This is a genomic window from Shewanella sp. AC91-MNA-CIBAN-0169, assembly GCF_040310165.1.
Lineage (GTDB): Bacteria > Pseudomonadota > Gammaproteobacteria > Enterobacterales > Shewanellaceae > Shewanella.
Window position 1 is genome coordinate 96,942 of record NZ_JBEOPM010000005.1, and the last position, 19,442, is coordinate 116,383.

Genomic DNA, 19,442 nt, shown 5'->3' on the forward strand with positions numbered 1-19,442 from the left:
ATTACTATTGAGGTTTTTATGAAAGGTATCATTTTTAACGTACTTGAAGACATGATAGTTGAACAATGTGGTATGGGTGTATGGAATGACTTAATGGAAAAACATGCGCCTGCGGACAGAGTATATGTTTCGGCTATCAACTATCCAGAAAATGAGTTATTTGCCATCGCCACAGAAGTCTCCGAGATTTTAGGTCTTCCTTTACAAGATGTCATAAAAGCCTTTGGCCAATTTTTATTTTGAGGCTTGGCTGCAAACCATACTGCCGTTGTTGAACGTTTCACAGACTTTACGTCACTCGTTATGGGCATTCATAATATCATCCACGTAGAAGTGAATAAGCTTTACGATGAGCCCTCATTACCTACCATCATGTCGACAATGATCGATGACCATAATATTGAACTCAAATACTATTCTCCGCGTAAATTATGTTTTTGTGCTGAAGGGCTTATCTTTGGTGCAGCTGATTATTATCATCAAAATATTAGCATCAAACATGACACCTGCATGCATCAAGGTGCTGAACAGTGCATCTTAAATATAGAGTTAAAAAATGATTGATAAATCTAACCCATATTACATTGCCTACCATCGAGAAAAGAAAGCCCGAGTTGAAGTTGAGCAATTGTTAGAAGATTACACTAGACAAGTGTATGAAAAAAATATGTTGTTAGAACAGCAGATTAAACAAATTAAAAATCAACAGCAGTCACTGATACAACAAGAGAAATTAGCCTTATTGGGGACTCTCGCTGCTGGTGTAGCTCATGAAATCAATAACCCATTAGCGTTTGTGATCAGTAATGTCACCACGTTAAACAGTTATGTGAACGACTTAATTGAGGTAATCCCTAAAGAACAGTTAAGTCAAAGCGACCAAAATACTATCAATTTTATTACAGAAGACTTACCAGAGCTTATCACCGATAACGATCAAGGTTTTTTTCGCATTAAAGATATTGTTAAAAACCTGCTGTTCTTTGCCAGAACAGACTCCGAAGAATTAACAGAAATTGATTTGTCTGGTGCCATTGATATGGCAGTCAAGTTATTAGGCCCAAAACTAAAAAATATTCAAGTTAAACAAGAACTTTGCAAGGTACCTAAAATTCGGTTTAATTCAGGAGAGCTTAACCAAGTGCTGGTCAATATCTTGGTTAATGCCATTCAAGCCTGTGAACAGCCAGCAAATAATAGCGCGATCATCACCATCAAACTGGCGCAGCATGACGGTATGATTCAACTCAATATTATCGATAATGGTTGTGGTATGTCTCCTGAAGTGCAACAAAGAATGTTTGATGCTTTTTATACTAACAAGCCTGTAGGCACTGGCACAGGTATAGGAATGTCGATTGTGTTGCAGATATTAAAACAACACAATGCGACGATTGATGTACAGTCTGAATTAGACAAAGGTACCATCATAAAAATTGGCTTTAATTTATCTGCACCTATATAGAAAATAAATTATAAATAAGTACTTAGCCAATATTTTTATTAAAAAAATCAACAGTCCGCTGCCATGCTAATTCTGCATTAATTTCATCATATCTGCTGGTCGAATCATTATGAAATCCGTGATGGGCTTTTTTATACATGTGCATGGTATAGGGTACCTTAAATGCTTTTAAATCTTGCTCGTACTCGGGCCAAGTATTGTTAACCCTTTCATCTAACTCGCCTAATTGAATTAATAATGGCGCTTTAATATTTTGTCTTAATTCTTTTGCTGCTGGAGTGCCATAAAATGGAACACCGGCTTGAATCAAATTTGAATCAACTGCCGCGAGATAATTAACAATATAGCCGCCAAAACAAAATCCCACCGCACCTAAGTTACCATTACTGCGTTGATGCGATTTTAAAAACTGGGCGGCCGCAACAAAGTCTTGTTCAATTTTGCTGCGGTCTAATGATTGCTGCATTGCCCGGCCTTCATCATCATTACCGGGATAACCGCCTAGTGAAAAAAGTGCATCAGGAGCAAAAGCAATAAACCCCGCTTTCGCTAAACGGCGAGCAACATCTTCAATATATGGATTTAAACCACGATTTTCATGAACGACTAATACAACGGGCAATAACCCTGTTTTACTTGTGGGCTCGACTAAATAGCCCTCGCCTTTGCCATAACCTAAAGGCGAATCAAATTGAGTGTAAGTGGCTTTAATGTCGGCATCATTAAATGACACTTGCTCAGCTAGCGCATAATTAGGCAATAATGCCGAAGTCAGCACACTCATTGAATAACCTAATGCCACTAACGAGCCTAATTTAGTCATAAATGTCCGACGGTCCATGCCACCATGAGCATAGGAGTCATACCAATCAAAGGCTTGTTGCGGAATATTATCGACGGATTTGTGCTGCATAAGTTCCCTCTTCTGATCAAATGTAATTACGCTAATTGATGGTTATTAATATTAGTTGATAACCGTTAATGTTACCTGAAGATAATGTATTCACCATCGTCAGCCGATTTTATACGCTTAATTAGCCGCTTAAGTTCAACTGATTTGGTGCGCCTAATTATCACAATTTAAGACTCTATCAATTGTGATGAGTCATGGTTGAGCTGGTTGATATCGCTTAAGCGTATGTGATGGATTTTCTCCAAAGAGTTGTGTGTAATCTTTGGTAAATTGGCCAGCATGCCAAAAGCCCCAATTGGCCGCAATCACCGAAATAGGCGTATCTTGGTCGGGTTGTTTCAGTTGACGCCTGACATTATTTAAGCGTGTAAGACGCAAAAAGCGCAATGGATTAATGCCTAAAATACTCTCAAAACTATACTGCAAGGTTCTTCGGCTCACAAAAGTAAGCTCACAAAGCTGGGTTATGGTCACCGCTTGTTGAGGATAATCATGCAAGAATTCTTTTACTTTCTCTACCACGGCTAAACGATGTTGATAGCTAGGCGCCACCTCTTGTTTTGATGATTCATGGGTTAATAAATTCAGCGCTAAAGTGCTTAACATATCTTGCTGTAACGCAGTATGTAAGCCTAATTCACCTTGGTTAATCAGTGATTCAATCATAAAACGGGTTTGGTTAAGTTGCATTGGCTTAGTACTTAATCGCTCCGCCCCTTGCGACATTAAACTCTTAAGTGACAAACCTTGGATCTCAGCCATAGTGAATAAGATCTGTTTATTAATAACCAAACCATAAATAGTAAACTGTTCTGGGGTCATTAACTCAAAATCACAATCACTGCTACGACACATAAACTCATGAGTATCAACTGGTAAACCATTGATTTTACTTTGGTCTGAAAAACGTGGAATGCCTAACCAGATTGATTCAGGCGCAATATTGCATTGCTGTCTTAGTGCACGCTGAGTAAATTCTTTAAATAAATGCGCCTCAGGATAGTCAAGCCCTTCTATACAACCATAAAAACTGCCGTTACTGACTTGATCATAAACTTGCTGCCATTGAGTTAAATTATGCGCCTGCTCATCAATATCGTTGGTTGTGACCACGCTCTTTTGTGGTGCGCACTGATTAATATGGTGCTCCATCTGTCACGTCCTCTTGATATAACACTGTTAACCCAAACTCTAACCCTGAAGAAAAAGAACTTCATCTAGCTGAAATTAATCACAAAAAATGACTTTGCCAAAACTTGATAGCCACTTGGTACGATTTAAGCTCATGTAAACTTATAAATTAATTGATTAACGATTACAGGAGCAAAACCTGTACCAAAGTTCAATCGTTAACCTCGAGGTCATTAATGAGTCAATCGTATCGCTACACCTTAGGTAGCCAAACATATCAATTTCGACATCTTGCAGACCTAATGGCTAAAGCAACGCCACAGCGATCCGGTGATCGCTTAGCCGGAGTGATGGCTCAATCAGCGAAAGAACGAGCTGTTGCGCAAATGACACTTGCAGATGTGCCATTAAAAATCTTCCTTAACGAAGCGCTTATTCCATATGAAACAGACGAAGTTACACGATTAATTTTAGACGAACATGACACTCGTGCATTTGCTTATATTAGCCATTTAACGGTTGGCGATTTTCGTAACTGGCTACTTAGCGACTACGTAACACCACAGGTTTTAGCCGCAGTAAAAATGGGCATCACACCTGAAATGGCAGCGGCTGTGAGCAAAATTATGCGTAATCAAGATCTTATTCTTGTGGCTAAAAAATGTCATGTCACTAGCGCATTTAGAAATACCATTGGCTTGCCCGGTCATTTATCGACCCGCTTGCAACCTAACCACCCTACCGATGATGTCAATGGGATTGCAGCTTCAATACTTGACGGTTTGTTGTATGGCAATGGCGATGCTGTGATTGGCATTAATCCAGCAACAGACAACGTAGCGCAAGCCATAAAACTAATGAAATTGATGGATGACGTGATCCAAAAATATGACATTCCAACACAGAGCTGCGTCTTAACCCACGTCACTAACACCATTGAATGTATAGAAGCCGGCGCACCGGTTGATTTGGTGTTTCAATCAATTGGTGGCACCGAAGCCACAAACAGCAGTTTTGGGTTTAATTTAAATACCTTAGCAGAAGCACAAGATGCAGCATTAAGTCTAAAGCGTGGCACCGTTGGCAATAACGTAATGTATTTTGAAACCGGCCAAGGCAGCTCGTTGTCTGCTAATGCTCACCATGGATTAGACCAACAAACCTGTGAAGCCAGGGCCTATGCTGTCGCGCGCAAGTTTAATCCGCTACTGGTGAATACAGTGGTTGGCTTTATTGGTCCTGAATATTTATTTGATGGTAAAGAAATTACTCGGGCCGGATTAGAAGATCATTTTTGCGCAAAACTACTTGGTGTACCTATGGGGTGTGATGTGTGTTACACCAACCATGCCGAAGCCGATCAAAACGATATGGATAATCTTCTCACCTTATTGGGGGTTGCCGGTTGCTCGTTTGTGATGGGGATACCAGGTTCAGACGACATCATGCTTAATTATCAAACCACTTCTTTTCATGATGCTTTATATGTTCGTCGTGTATTGGGCTCTCGCCCAGCGCCAGAATTTGAACACTGGTTAAGCAAAATGAACATTATGAAAAATTCGGATGATTTTGTGTTATCCAACACGGTACCCAATGCATTTGCTAAACCACTGTATGCACTACAAGGAGACTATTAATGGACTCCAATTGTGTAGATAAACAGAACAACCTTGTCGATTCAATTCAATCACATCATCAACATGGCAATGTAGTCTCCAATCCATGGCGCGACCTTCGCCGTTTTACTGATGCACGAATTGGCCTTGGTAGAGCCGGAATTAGCTTGCCCACATCAGAGTTATTAGCGTTCCAATTATCACACGCGCAAGCTCGCGACGCGGTGAATTTACCGCTAAATATCGATGCTCTGGCAATTGATCTAAGCAATATCTTATTACTGGATAATGTGACTTATCCTATGACAGTTAACAGTCAGGTTGATGATCGTATCACCTATTTACAAAGACCTGACCTTGGCAGAAAACTTGCTGAAAGCGGCCGCAAAACCTTACTACATCACATGAACAGTCAAGGTCAAGCTGCCGACACTCAATACGACCTTGCCATAGTAGTGGTCGATGGTTTGTCATCATTAGCGGTACAAAACAACGCCAAGCCATTTATCAACGAGTTATTAAGTCAACTACATCAGCAACACTCTGGATGGAATATCGCCCCCATCACCATAGTAGAACAAGGTCGAGTTGCCATAGGTGATGATATTGGCCAGCTGTTAAATGCCCAAGTGGTGATGGTGCTTATCGGCGAACGCCCGGGACTCAGCTCACCAGACAGTCTTGGCTTATATCTCACTTGGGCGCCTAAAACGGGGGTTAATGATGCCTGCAGAAATTGCATTTCAAACATTCGCCCTGCTGGCTTGCCCTATACCGAAGCAGCCAAACGGGCAGTTTACCTATTAACACAAGCTAAAAAACTCAAACTAACAGGAGTGAATTTAAAAGATCGCACTCAAGACGATGTGATTGAACACCAACAACAAACTCAAAACTTTTTAATTGCTGAATAACCCTAAATAAATTCTATATAAAAATGTAAATACCACCGGAGAAACAATCATGTCTGAAAACAACAAAGAGTATCTTGCCAAAAGGCAACTTAAAAGCGGTACCGCTGGATGGGTTTTATTGGCAGGATTAGGCGTGTCGTACGTTATTTCTGGTGATTTCGCAGGTTGGAACTTCGGCATAGCCGAAGCTGGCTGGGGAGGATTTGCCATTGCAGCTGTACTGATGGCAATAATGTATTTAGCGTTAGTCTTGTCCTTAGCGGAAATGTCAGCAGCAATACCCGCTGCAGGTGGCGGCTATAGCTTTGCTCGCCAAGCAATGGGACCGGCTGGAGGATATTTAACCGGACTGGCGGTGTTAATCGAGTATGCTCTAGCCCCTGCTGCTATTGTTATTTTTATTGGCTCTGCGGTACAGGAGTTACTGGGATTTAACGGCCCTTGGGTGTATGCACTGTTTTATATCGTCTTTGTCGGTATTCATCTCGCGGGTGTTGGAGAAGCACTAAAAGTCATGATGGTGATCAGTGGTTTAGCTGTTGTAGCCATTATTGCCACTGCAGTGGTGTTGATTGGCAACTTTGATGCTACCCGACTTTATGATGTTGCCGTTACTGATGCAGCAGGTGCTAGTGAGTTTTTACCATTAGGATGGTACGGTGTTTGGGCTGCTCTGCCCTTTGCCATGTGGTTATTTTTAGCTGTAGAAGGTGTTCCATTAGCAGCAGAAGAAGCCAAAGATCCGGCCAAAGATGTGCCTAAAGGTATTATTGGTGCAATGATATTTTTATTGTTTACTGCGCTGCTGGTTGTAGTATTAGTCCCTGGCGCTGGCGGTGCCGCGGCAATGGGCGCAAGTGCTGTACCACTCGTTGATGCATTAAATGTGACCGGTAATCATACCTTAGCGACTATGGTAAATATTTTAGGTTTAGCAGGTCTAGTAGCCTCATTTTTCTCAATTATTTATGGTTATAGCCGTTTGGTATTTGCGTTGTCACGTGCAGGCTATATTCCGCGTTCACTGTCAATTACAACCTCACGCAAAGTCCCTGCCCGCGCATTAATAGTCCCGGCAATATTCGGTTTTATTGCATCACTCAGCGGCGAAGGTGATTTATTGCTTGCTATGGCCGTTGTGGGCGCAACAGTATCTTATGCATTAATGGCATTAAGCCATATATTATTACGCATAAAACAGCCTGAATTAGTCCGTCCATACAAAACACCGGGTGGTGTCGTAACATCAGGTATTGCATTAGTCCTGTCTTTAATAGCATTAACCGGAGTGTATGCGTTTGACCCACGGGCATTCTTATTCACAATAGGGTTATTTGTCATTGGCGCTGCATACTACTTTGGCTACAGCTCAACTAGGTTGGTAGCAAAAAATGCTGATGAAGAGTTTGCGATGTTGGCTGCGGCTGAATCAGAACTAGTCATGGAAAACTAATCAAACAATGCTTAATGCGATCTGGTTGTGATAACAGATCGCATAATATCAAAAACGTATACTTCATCTAACCAATATAATTAATTGATTTAATGATCAACTCTAACGATCTCGAGTTAAATTTTGACTAGCCATGCTGTCAGTTCAGACACATTAATGCAGGGTGCATTTACAAGCATTTTGTAAGATTAGCACTATGGTTAACTGAACGGCCACAACGCTGGAATCAAACTAAGAAGAGTATCGCCAGCAAGAAATCTCACTGCATAGCTGAGGCGTACGTCCTTCCTAAGCTATCGCCTACTGTAGATAAACAACATAAACCTGTTCCATAAAGTAGCAAAAATACCAACAACTACTCGCCTCCAGCAGCATAAAGTAGCCATGATCAGTAATCAGTAATCACAGTCCACTGGTCATTAGTCATTAGTCATTAGTCATTAGTCATTAATCATTAATCATTAATGCCACTATTGGCATCACCCCATTTCCTTGCTTGCTCAGAAACCGATTATTGTTATCTTTCGTCCAAACGCTTAGCGCAGACGATGGGTCAGTGCTTCAATATGTTCTGGACCAATCCCACAACAACCGCCAATGAGTGATGCCCCCACGGCACGCCAGCGTTCTGCCCATGTTAGATAATCAAGTGGCCCAAGATCGTTACGGATCTCATCTAAACCATCATTGGCCGTAGCATCTTTTGCTTGCGGAGGAAAAGCATTCGCATAAGCCCCCAATCGGATGTCATTTCGGCCAAGCTTATCCAGACAGTCAGAGGCTACCTTTAGTGCAGCCTCAATGACTTCAGGCTGACAACAATTAAACAAAATGGCATCTACACCTACTTCTATCAGTCTCTCTATGGCATACACGACGGATTCACCAGATCGTAATCTAGGTTCATTTGCGACTATTTCATCCTCAAGCGTAAAAGCGACCCAAAACGGTTTACCGTCATTTGGCAGTAACCTTTTAATCGCAAGCGGTTCAGCGATAAGGCTCACTGTTTCGACCAGCCACAGATCCACATTGGGTGACATTGCTCGTATCAGCGGAGTAGCGAGCTCACTGACTTTATCAGCATCGAACAAATCGGCCCGATATGAGCCAAACAATGGCGGCAATGAGCCCGCAACTAACACAGAACTCCCCTGCTCGTCGGCCACATCGCGTGCCAACTTACTCGCAAGCGCGGCCAATGTTTCCCCTTCTGCTGCAAAACGCTCGGCTCCAATATGAAACGGCACCAAGGCATAACTATTGGTTGTAATAACTCGAGCGCCACTATCGACATAAGCACGGTGCACTTGAGCCACTGTTTGTGGTGCTTCCATTAAAGCCAGAGCGGACCATTCGGGTTGACGAAATGGAGCACCTCGGCTTGCCAATTCGCGTCCCATACCACCATCAAGCACCCACAATTCCTGCTTATCCATTGTTAATGACTCCATAATATTAAGATGCCTCTACAAATCTTTATCACGAGTGATGCTGAAATAGAGCTCAATGACACTGTCGAGTACACGAATAAATCGACCAAAAAAATCAGACGTCTAGATGGCTAAAGTGTAAAGGTATAAATGGGATACTGCAATCAACCATAACGAAAATATTAAATAATTTTGTTATTGATATCGACTCATTCTAAAAACCTAAACGAGGTATTAAATCGATATTAAATACGGCTTAGCTTAACCAACACCATTAAATCGTGTCCAATATTGATTAACCTGAGCTCAGGATAACAAATCAATGACCGCAGCAGCTTAGATGAATGATGCTTGAATAGAATTGGATAATTTAAATAGGTATAAAAACTATCAAATAAAGTGTGAAGTACAACCAGATAGCATTACTCACATAGGTTGTTGGAACTGTCATGATGAAGTTGTTAGCAGTAAGATGAGTCTTTATTTGGACATTTTTGTCGTTGTTTAAATGAGTAAAGCTCAATAGTCTAATGTCGATTAGCACGAATGAGCGAGATACATATTAATGCTGACTAGTAGCGCTCTATTCGATTATTAAAGCGTATTTATGATAAACATCATCAACGTTCATCGGTTTTGAAAAATAATACCCTTGCGCCACATCGCATTGATATTCAATCAAAAAATCTAATTGTTCTTGTAATTCTACCCCCTCAGCCGTGACGCATTTACCTAATGAATGAGCCATGTTTATCACCGCTTTTACCACAGCTTGATCTTCGGCTGAATGAATCAGATTGGAGATAAATGACTGATCAATTTTTAACATGTTGGCAGGTAGTGATTTAAGATAAGCAAGTGACGAATAGCCGGTACCAAAGTCGTCGATAGCGACATGAATATCAGCTTCGATCAGTTTATGTAAAATCTCGATTGATTGCTCAGGAATGGCCATCAATGCGGTTTCAGTGATTTCAAACTTAAGCCACTTAGGTTCGGCGCCAGTATCTGTAATAACAGCCAGTAAATCGTCAGCTATATTTATATTTATCAGTTCCAGTGCTGACAAGTTAACTGAGACCCTCTTAAAGTCAAAACCTTGCTCATGCCATTTCACTAACTGTTGGCATACCGTTTTGAGCATCCAACGACTTAATTCAAAGATTAAACCAGTATTTTCGGCAATAGGGATAAATTCCGCCGGAGAGATAAGCCCAAAGTCTGGATGGTCCCAACGCATCAACGCTTCAAATCCACCTAGGCCTTGGCTTGGTAAAAGGATTAAAGGCTGATATACCGCAAACAATTGATAATGTTCAATAACAGGTTCAGCTAACGCTTTACGTAACCCCTGCTCAATAATGAGACGGCGTTTATTATGTATCGCTTGTTGTTTGTTACAAAATGCCACCCCAAACGGTCTTTTTTTCGCTTCATACAAGGCTGAATCAGCTTGGCTTAATATCGCTTCAGCATCTTGGCCATCTTCAGGAAAAAGACTAATACCCACACGGCAACCTAAAATAATGGTTTGTTCTAAAAACTCAAAATGTTGTTGAAACACTTCAACTAATTCTGTCGCAATGGCATTTGCTTCATCGGCAGCTTTATTGGGTAATGCAATACAAAATTTATCACCGCCAAAACGTGACACTGTGAAGGTTCCATTTAGCGTAGTACTAATGCGTGTAGCCGCCTGCTGTAGAATATAGTCGCCAGCACTATGTCCAAAATTATCATTAATAATTTTAAAACGAGTAAGATCTAAAAATAGTAATGCCAGTGGCTGTTGATTTTGCAGACATGTTTGAATATTTTCGTCGAGTAAAATCTTAAAAAAGTAACGGTTAATTAAGCCCGTTAAGTCGTCATAGTGCGACAGCTGATACAACATATCTTGTTGCTGTTTACGCGATGTCACATCGTGGGCAATACCTTCGCAACCAATGCATTTACCTTCATCATACATAGGTCGTTCAAGCACCTCAAAGGTATGAATAACGCCATTCACATCAAATATTTCTATCTCAAATGGCGCTAATTTCTCTCCGTTAATAATGCGTTGGATATATCCTGAGATCAGTTGGTTTTTCGGGTTGTCAGTTAACAATTTATAATAATATTCGCCAAATCCAGTAATAGTGAGCCCTAAAATGTGAGTCACAGAAGGGCTGACATATTGTATAAATCCATCAGTATCGTGCTGATAAAAAATGTATTCATCTTCTAACGACTCAACCAAACCACGGTATCTATTTTCGCTAATGGTAAGCTGAAGCGTCCGTTCCAAGACGTTTTTTTCAAGATTATTTTTTAATTCGTTTAATGCCATATTGGCATTTGCAGTATTAATATTCGCAATGACTAAGGCTTGATTATTCCGTCTAGCTTGCAAAATCCACACACTAAGCAACAAAATTAATACACCTGCCACCGCCGCAAACTCAATCAAATCTTGGTTATCTTTCGGCAGCGTAATATTTGCCCCCCAAGCTTCATTAATGGCAATTTTTTCAGTAGAGCTCAACGAGCTCAACCCTTTCTGCATAATACTGGCTAAAATGGGAAAGTCTTGTCTGACTGCAATGGATTCATTAGCATTGTTTTTTTCGTAAAAGGCGAAGAATTTCAAATCAGAAAATGAGTACTTTAACTGGTAATAATTTGCTGCAGCTAAAAAGGTGATTGCAGCATCGGCTTGATTAGCCTGCACAGCTTCCATTGCTTCACGCATGTTATCAACCACAAATGGCGTTACGCTGGGGAACTCTTTAATAAGTTTATCGGAATATTGATAATCCTTCACTATCGCAATGGTTTTATTAGCAATATGACTGCGGTTATTAATTTGATGGTTATTATTTTTACCAATAATCACCAGCGATTTATAAAGAATTGGACTAGTGAACAAAAATTGGTTTTCGCGCTCAGGTGTGTTGACCATGGTTAACACCATATCAATCTCTTTTTGCTGCAGATTTTTGACGATATCTGGCCAGCGATATTCATCATTTATGACAAACTCTATGCCTAACTTTTGCCCAATCAACAACAAAGTATCAACTGCCATTCCAACAATTTGATCGTTTTCATTGATATAAGTATAAGGAGGGAAATAACCATCCACACCCACACGGATTGGTTGATGTTCGCTCAGCCATTGTTGCTCATGTTCAGTAAGGGTTATTGGCCTAACAGCGGTCATCTCGACAACATCAGCACGTGTAAAGTTAGCGAATGACAACAATAACAATATACAAAAAAAGACGTTTACATACGCATAGGGTTTATTTGGCATTATTATTTTATTCCTGGTGCTTATATAGCCAATGCTAAAACTAACACCGGTAAAATGTAATGAATTAATGAACTGCTTAGGCGAGCGTACCATATTTAAAATAATAACGAGCATACTTAAGCATTAAATAAATTTTTTCAATTACTTAGCCATGAATAACGCGATTGTTTTAATCAACATTTTTAATCAATTTAATGAATCTATTTATACAAAAAAGATTATCAATATACAAACTTTAATGAGTATTTTATTCAATAATCTTTAGTAAACTGCATGTTTGCGATCAGGTACTAAAGCAGGCTTTGTAAGCCCCGCTAGGGAGTGTAAACGGTCAGCCAACCATTCGTTGTCCTGTTATCGGTGTGATACTTGCGATAGACAAACTGCTCCTGCGTTACTCTATCTCCTGCATCCATGCAGTCGTCGGTAACTGCTCCTGCGTTACTCTATCTCCTGCATCCATGCAGTCGTCGTTTAGGACTGCTATTAGTGTTTTGCCTTGAGGTTTACCCGTTATCACTAAGTAATAACAGCACAGTCTATTATTGACTCAAGCTTAACTCACTAAACGACAACGACATCTTGCCTAATCCTTGATATTCAATCTGCAGTGGTTTATCCATGTCGACTTTAAGCACACCGCAATATGAACCAGTAATAATGGCCTGCCCGGCAGTAATCTCAATGCCGCGAGCGGTTAAAAAGTTCACTAACCAGTACAAAGGTGATGCAGGTAAATGGCACGGATGACATCCGTCATAGGTATTGGTAGTGTGTTGTTGAGTCACCAATATTTGGATTTTGCTAGCCATTAATGCCTTAGCTTTGTCAATTTCAGGGCCTAAATACAACCCCTGGTTACTGAGTCCGTCAGCCAATTTTTCAACAAATGTGGCTGGATAATCTCGGCTAAATCGTTGTTGAATTAACTCCAATGCCATATGAGTAGCGCTAATTTGCTGATTAATTTCGGCTTCAGAGTAATGACGATGAGCCTCAAAAGTTTGACCAACAACAAAAGCGATTTCAGGCTCAATCAGGGCTAGCTGCGCCGATGATAAAATGGCGCAATCATGTTGATTGACAATGGCATCCGCCAAAATAGGTGCAACAATCAAATCGCCATTGTCTCGCGGCGTTAAACATTTCCAGCCAGTAACATTATGTTGATTCAAGGCAATCATCGCAACTTGGATTTCAAGTGCCGTTTCAATACTGTCTATATGCTGTTCAGGTAGTAAATTCGACAGTGGCTTAACACAATGCCTTTGTGAAAAGAGATGTTTGGCAATGTCGTTTATATTCGTTTGTTGAACCATTACGGTTTCCTATTGCGATAGTGAGTACTTTAACAAGCGAAGTTTTAGTCGCGAGTAAGTGATTATTATAAATACATATTCGGTTAGTATTAACGCCACACATTATTCACAGCTGTATCGATGTTAGTGGCGTTAATGCTAGTCGCGTTAAAGATAGTGGCGTTAGCGTTAGTTGCGTTAATGTTAGTGGCGTTTCAGCTGATGACACCGCACAAACAACCGCAGTATCAAAGCTAGCATAAAGTAACGCTCACGTTATCCAGCTTTGCGTTGCTTTAATTGTGCTTTAGTTTGCTCAAACCACTGATAAACAATCTCGCGTGTTTGCTCCGATGGCGTTGAATTAGATGCGCCTCTAATCTGGTCGATTTCGCACATCAGCGGCTCGGTTTTAGTGATTTTGATGCCAATAGTCATTCGCTCAGGCTTAGCCATTTTAAACGCACAATAATGTCCGTTGGCAATGCTTTGATGATAAATAGCAATACAGTGGCCTTGTTCGCGACCTTCTGCGACGAGCTCATCATAATGGCTAATAGGCTTAATTTGGCCATTGGCTGTAAGCAATTGAGGATAGGCGAAATCAGCATTTTGCGGGCGAGTTTTAACAAGCTCCATTTCATTGCGTTCAACCACCCAGCGATCATGTAACTGGCGTAAATCACTAATCGACGACAATTGACTAACCCGTTGCAGCGGATCGAAAATCCCTAATGTTATTCCCATGTGTAACGTGTCATTAAGGTACGCCATTAATTGGCTGCGACCTTGTTGCTGATTAAACGCCAAATCGAGCCCGAGCGGAGTGCCAGTAAAAAATGGGTACATGTGATCAACACTCAAAGCATTTAAGTTAATCTGTTGATAATGCTTAAACCGACTAAAGTGACAAAAACGGACATCTAACTGACGTTTAACATGCAGTAAATCGGCTTCTCGTTGATAGGTTAAGGTTAACTTATCAATAAACTTAAGCGCTGCTTTACTGCTGTGATAGCCTAGGACCGATAGAATTTGGCGCTGTCCAAGTAAGCAAAATGCCAACGCTTGTTGATTATCGACACAGCATTGCTCGCAAATAAGCAATAACAGCACCGGTCTGCTGAGTAATATTTGTAATGCGGGTTCACAATTAGCAGCCAACCACAGCATTTGGTATTGATGCTCAGCAAAGGGCGCGGTGATCTTCAATAAATGTTCCGGAATAGACGTCAACCAGGCTCTACCAGCTTCGCTTTGAGTCACTAAATCAAGTCCCAGCCCTAACCCGCCTTCAAGTTGCTCATTAGATTGATGATTAAACGTTCTAAAACCAGCTAAGCCATCATGCCAGCTATGTAATTCAACATCATAATCAAAACCCAAATCACGCATAGGGATGGTTAATGCAGCGGTCATGTCGACTCCTAAAACAACCAAATCAATAATGTAGCTGATATTGAAACTAATATGGCATCAGTTTCTATTGCAAACGATTCAACCGCGCAGATATCAGCCAATTTACTCAGTTCAATGCTTTCCTAGCCCAGCGTTAATGCCATTGTCTGCTATATAAGCAGATTATAAATCGACAACTTAGCACTAACCTGTATAATCCGCGGCCTATTTACTTACATATACTTATGTCTGTCTTATTCACACGTGGCTGTTGTCTTGCCTATTGTTGATAAATATTCAGTAGTACACAGTTGGAACATTGCTTTGATTTCTACCGCTAATATCACCATGCAGTTTGGCCCTGAGCCATTATTTGAAAACATCTCGGCTCAATTTGGTCACGGTAACCGTTACGGTTTAATCGGCGCAAATGGCTGTGGTAAATCCACGTTCATGAAAATTTTGAGTGGTGCTTTGGCTCCAACATCAGGAAACGTGTCGATTACACCAGGCTTTAAAGTCGGTACGCTTAGTCAAGATCAATTCGCGTTTGAACAATATAGTGTTGTCGACGCAGTGATCATGGGTGATGTCGGACTGTGGAAAGTCAAACAAGAACGCGACAGCATTTACGCCAAAGCAGAAATGACCGATGAAGACGGCATGCGAGTAGGCGACCTAGAAAGTCAGTTCGCGGAAATGGACGGCTACACAGCTGAAAGTCGTGCGGGTGAAATTCTGCTAGAAGCCGGTATTGAAGAGTCATTTCACTTTGGTTTAATGCAACAGGTTGCTCCAGGTTGGAAACTGCGCGTGCTATTAGCACAAGCTTTGTTCGCTAACCCAGACATTTTGTTACTCGACGAACCTACCAACAACTTGGATATTCATACCATTAGTTGGTTGGCAACAGAGCTAAACAAACGTAAATGCACCATGATCATCATTTCGCACGACAGACACTTCTTAAACTCTGTTTGTACCCACATGGCTGATATCGATTACGGCGAATTACGTGTTTACCCAGGTAATTACGAATATTTCTTAGCTCAATCAGGCTTAATTCGCGAGCAATTGTTAGCGGGCAATGCCAAGAAAAGTGCTGAAATTGACGAGCTGCAAGACTTCGTTAACCGTTTTGGTGCTAACGCATCTAAAGCAAAACAAGCTAGCTCACGCGCTAAAAAGATGGACAAAATTAAGTTAGATGATGTTAAGTCATCTAGCCGTATTACCCCATCAATTCGTTTTGCGGAAAGCAAAAAGCTGCATCGCCAAGCACTCGTGCTTGAAGAATTGTCTCACGGATTCGACGAAGTGTTATTCGAACACGGCGACCTTATTCTTGAAGCGGGTTCTAAACTGGCGATTATTGGCGAAAACGGTGTGGGTAAAACGACCCTATTACGTTGCTTAGTGAATCAATTACAACACAATCATGGCCGTATTAAATGGTCTGAAAATGCTGCAATTGGTTACTGCCCGCAAGACAGCACCGCAGATTTTGATAATGACATGACTTTATTTGATTGGATGTCATTATGGCGCACACCAAAGCACAATGATTTAATGGTTCGCGGCATGTTAGGTCGTCTATTATTTTCTGATGACGACGCCAACAAAAAAGTCCGCAACTGTTCAGGTGGTGAGAAAAACCGCTTGTTATTCGGTAAGTTAATGATGATGGATATTAACGTACTGGTAATGGACGAGCCAACCAACCACATGGACATGGAAGCGATTGAAGCGCTAAACCAAGCCTTGAAATTATTTGAAGGCACATTGATATTTGTCAGCCATGACCGTGAGTTTGTGTCATCTTTGGCAACACGCATTATTGATGTAAAAGGCAAAAGATTGATAAACTTCCAAGGTACATTTGATGAATACCTTGCAAGCCAAGCTGAAGCTGAAGCCAGAGGCTAACATCTTTTTTGGGCATGCATTACTCCATGTCCATTAACGGATAACATCGTTAAAGTAAGGTCTTCATGTTGCATAATGTTGCAATGACGAAGACCTTTTTTGTTTAATTCATCATAGAGATGAAAGCTAAGCAGTTAGCAAAGCAATACAAAGGGCTGTTTGAGCGACGTTTGTTATCCCGAGTTCAGGTTATTTATATTCGAAAAGCCTAATCAATAGTAATCCGTTGCAGATACACGTAAAATCGACCTGTAAAATTAATAACCAACGACATAAAATAGCGAAAATATCATGAATAGAAAAATCGAATTATTGGCACCCGGTGGAGATGTCGATGCGATCAAAGCTGCGATTATAGCCGGTGCAAATGCCGTTTATTGTGGCTTAGATACCTTCAACGCCCGTAACCGAGCGGCCAACCTGTCATTCGATGACTTAATTGGTGTTATCGCGCTTGCTCACCAATATCAGTGTGAAGTGTTTCTCACCATGAACATCGTTATTTTAGAAAACGAAGTTCCGACATTGGTTAAATTGCTCAATCAGTTAGTGAATACGGGTATCGACGGCATTATCGTCCAGGATTTAGGCTTGTTTAACCTGGTGACTAAGCATTTTCCAAGCCTAGCCATTCACGCTTCTACCCAGCTGACAACTCATAACGAAGGTCAAATTGGCTTCTTAGCCAAAATCGGTGCCACTCGTGTCAATTTATCACGCGAGCTAAACCTTGGCGAAATTAAAAGCCTTACCACCCTCGCCCACGACCACGAAGTGCTTACCGAAGTTTTTGTTCACGGCGCTTTATGTATTGCCTTCTCGGGTCAATGTTATTCAAGTTCAGTCAGTGTCGGTAATTCTGGCAACCGTGGCCGCTGCAGCCAGGCATGTCGTGATGAATATGAAGTCACAGCAGCCGGTAACAAGTTTCCGCTTAACTTAAAAGACAACTCAGCTTACTTTGATTTACCAGAATTGGTTGATGCCGGTGTCGACTCGCTCAAAATTGAAGGCCGCATTAAAGGTGCACAATATGTCCATACCGTGGTGGACAGCTGGCGCAAACAGATCGACAAATTTATCGAAACAGGCAAGCTATTAGCCGATGACTCGAACTTACATAAAGTGTTCAACCGTGATTTTACCAACTCGTTTTTAAAGGGTAACCTCACCAAAGACATGTTTATCGATAATCCACGCGATAACAGCTTTAAACATGCTAACGACAAAAGTAACGCGATATCAGTGGTTCAAATTCAAGAAGCCCAACAAACACTGTCGTCAGAAAAAGACGCCATTGTGCAATTGGTAGCCGAAAAAATTAATCACTTGAGCATTGCCAAGCCTACGCTAGCACTGGCATTTTCTGGTCAAGTCAATCAACCATTGTCGGTCACTGTGACCACGCCAGATCAACACTTTGTGATTGAATCATCTATCTCTCTAACCCAAGCAACAGAATCACGGGTTGATGAAGCCGCAATTGAAAAACGCTTTAAAAGCTTAAAAGGCAGCGGTTACTTATTACAGGCATTTAATTATGACGGCTTGCAGACTGATTTAAGCCTGCCGTTTAGCCAGTTAACTCAGCTTAAAAACCAACTGTTATTACAGCTAACACAAAGAGAATACATAGGCGCAGTAACCTTACCCAAGTTACCTAAACATCCTAAAGTGACCGACACACCGACATTGTCTTTGCTTATTAGTGATGAAAAAGACGTCAACTTGTGTGATGTTACCGATGCCGATATTTACTTTAAGCTGCCAGAAAGCTTTAAGAAAAACGACAACAAGTATATTGATATCTTTTTACGTAACCCAAGGTTAATTCCGTGGTTTCCGGCAGTGCTTATCGGCAAAGATTACATCGAAGCGGTAAGAGTGTTAGAAGTAGTAAAGCCTAAGCGTATTGTCACAAATAATACTGGCGTTGCGTTTAAAGCCTATGAAATGGACATCGAGTGGATTGCGGGGCCGTTTTTAAACACCACTAACTCGTATGCCTTGCTAACATTACAAGAGCAATTGAATTGTGCTGGTGCGTTTATTTCGAACGAGATAAATCGTAACCAAATTAAAAACATCGCCAGACCAGAAAACTTCAAACTGCTTTACAGCATCTATCACCCTATTTTGATGATGACCAGCAGACAATGTTTTTTCCAACAAACGGTAGGCTGTAATAAGCCCAGCATTGAAGACGGTTGCATGCTCAAGTGTGAAAAAGCCACTACCATCACTAATGTGAAAGGTATTTCGTTTGCAGTAGACAAACAAAAAGGCGGTTACCCGAGCATCTATAACCACGAGCAGTTTTTAAACATCGAAGCCGTTGAAGATCTATCACACTTATTTGATGAGTTCTTTATCGACCTCACCAACATAGGATCTGGCTCAAAAGCGGAAATCGATAAAACTCAGCTGGTCGCTCACTTCGAAAACGTCCTTAAAGGCGTCACCGAATCTAAAGTAGAGCTAAATCAACTTGTGACCATTTCTACTAACGCCCAGTATCAGCAAGGTTTGTAATAAAATTTGTTAATGACTCAATCAATAGAATATGTAAATGGTTAACTCAATAACCTCAACTC

At 41.1% G+C, this 19,442-nt stretch carries 12 protein-coding genes and 1 pseudogene; 7 read left to right on the forward strand and 6 right to left on the reverse strand.

Annotated elements, in window-relative coordinates:
- Window positions 1–18: 18 nt before the first annotated feature.
- Window positions 19–564, forward strand: a pseudogene (locus tag AAEY98_RS06805) (heme NO-binding domain-containing protein).
- On the forward strand, window positions 557–1,465 hold the full coding sequence (locus tag AAEY98_RS06810) for a sensor histidine kinase (protein ID WP_182743451.1): 909 nt from the start codon (window positions 557–559) through the stop codon (window positions 1,463–1,465). The pseudogene AAEY98_RS06805 and the gene AAEY98_RS06810 overlap by 8 nt, the downstream one beginning before the upstream one ends.
- A gap of 22 nt (window positions 1,466–1,487) precedes the next feature.
- Here the strand turns inward: AAEY98_RS06810 and AAEY98_RS06815 are convergent, their stop codons facing one another.
- Both AAEY98_RS06815 and AAEY98_RS06820 read right to left on the reverse strand, forming a co-directional pair.
- On the reverse strand, window positions 1,488–2,378 hold the full coding sequence (locus AAEY98_RS06815; protein ID WP_350978468.1) for a dienelactone hydrolase family protein: 891 nt from the start codon (window positions 2,376–2,378) through the stop codon (window positions 1,488–1,490).
- 192 nt (window positions 2,379–2,570) lie between these two features.
- Window positions 2,571–3,530, reverse strand: coding sequence for a helix-turn-helix domain-containing protein (locus AAEY98_RS06820; protein ID WP_351015830.1), 960 nt, complete (start codon window positions 3,528–3,530; stop codon window positions 2,571–2,573).
- A 215-nt stretch (window positions 3,531–3,745) separates the two neighbouring features.
- On the opposite strand from AAEY98_RS06820, the gene AAEY98_RS06825 reads away from it, so the two are divergent.
- The 3 genes from AAEY98_RS06825 to eat are packed head-to-tail and all read left to right on the forward strand — an operon-like array spanning window position 3,746 to window position 7,495.
- Window positions 3,746–5,149, forward strand: coding sequence for an ethanolamine ammonia-lyase subunit EutB (locus AAEY98_RS06825; RefSeq protein ID WP_351015833.1), 1,404 nt, complete (start codon window positions 3,746–3,748; stop codon window positions 5,147–5,149).
- Window positions 5,149–6,042, forward strand: coding sequence for an ethanolamine ammonia-lyase subunit EutC (gene eutC, locus AAEY98_RS06830; RefSeq protein ID WP_351015836.1), 894 nt, complete (start codon window positions 5,149–5,151; stop codon window positions 6,040–6,042). Before AAEY98_RS06825 ends, eutC begins: the two co-directional genes overlap by 1 nt.
- A 49-nt stretch (window positions 6,043–6,091) precedes the next feature.
- On the forward strand, window positions 6,092–7,495 hold the full coding sequence (gene eat / locus AAEY98_RS06835; protein ID WP_101087155.1) for an ethanolamine permease: 1,404 nt from the start codon (window positions 6,092–6,094) through the stop codon (window positions 7,493–7,495).
- Between the two features lie 536 nt (window positions 7,496–8,031).
- Here the strand turns inward: eat and AAEY98_RS06840 are convergent.
- The 4 genes from AAEY98_RS06840 to AAEY98_RS06855 all read right to left on the reverse strand — a co-directional run bounded on the left by AAEY98_RS06840 (window position 8,032) and on the right by AAEY98_RS06855 (window position 14,943).
- A complete protein-coding gene (locus AAEY98_RS06840; protein ID WP_351015839.1) occupies window positions 8,032–8,934 on the reverse strand; it encodes a homocysteine S-methyltransferase family protein in 903 nt (300 codons plus the stop codon).
- Between the two features lie 577 nt (window positions 8,935–9,511).
- The gene (locus AAEY98_RS06845; protein WP_351015842.1) at window positions 9,512–12,226 is read right to left on the reverse strand and encodes an EAL domain-containing protein; all 2,715 of its coding nucleotides are present in this window, start codon (window positions 12,224–12,226) and stop codon (window positions 9,512–9,514) included.
- Window positions 12,227–12,768: 542 nt separating this feature from the next.
- Window positions 12,769–13,545 carry a hypothetical protein gene (locus tag AAEY98_RS06850; RefSeq protein WP_351015845.1) on the reverse strand — a complete coding sequence of 259 codons (777 nt, stop codon included), beginning with the start codon at window positions 13,543–13,545 and terminating at the stop codon, window positions 12,769–12,771.
- 255 nt (window positions 13,546–13,800) lie between these two features.
- On the reverse strand, window positions 13,801–14,943 hold the full coding sequence (locus AAEY98_RS06855) for a PcfJ domain-containing protein (RefSeq protein ID WP_351015848.1): 1,143 nt from the start codon (window positions 14,941–14,943) through the stop codon (window positions 13,801–13,803).
- 303 nt (window positions 14,944–15,246) lie between these two features.
- On the opposite strand from AAEY98_RS06855, the gene AAEY98_RS06860 reads away from it, so the two are divergent.
- Together AAEY98_RS06860 and AAEY98_RS06865 are read left to right on the forward strand one after the other, a co-directional pair.
- Window positions 15,247–16,848 (forward strand): ABC-F family ATPase, encoded by a 1,602-nt coding sequence (locus AAEY98_RS06860; RefSeq protein ID WP_101087233.1) that lies wholly within the window; start codon window positions 15,247–15,249, stop codon window positions 16,846–16,848.
- Window positions 16,849–17,139: 291 nt separating this feature from the next.
- The gene (locus AAEY98_RS06865; protein WP_335691958.1) at window positions 17,140–19,380 is read left to right on the forward strand and encodes a peptidase U32 family protein; all 2,241 of its coding nucleotides are present in this window, start codon (window positions 17,140–17,142) and stop codon (window positions 19,378–19,380) included.
- Window positions 19,381–19,442: the final 62 nt, after the last annotated feature.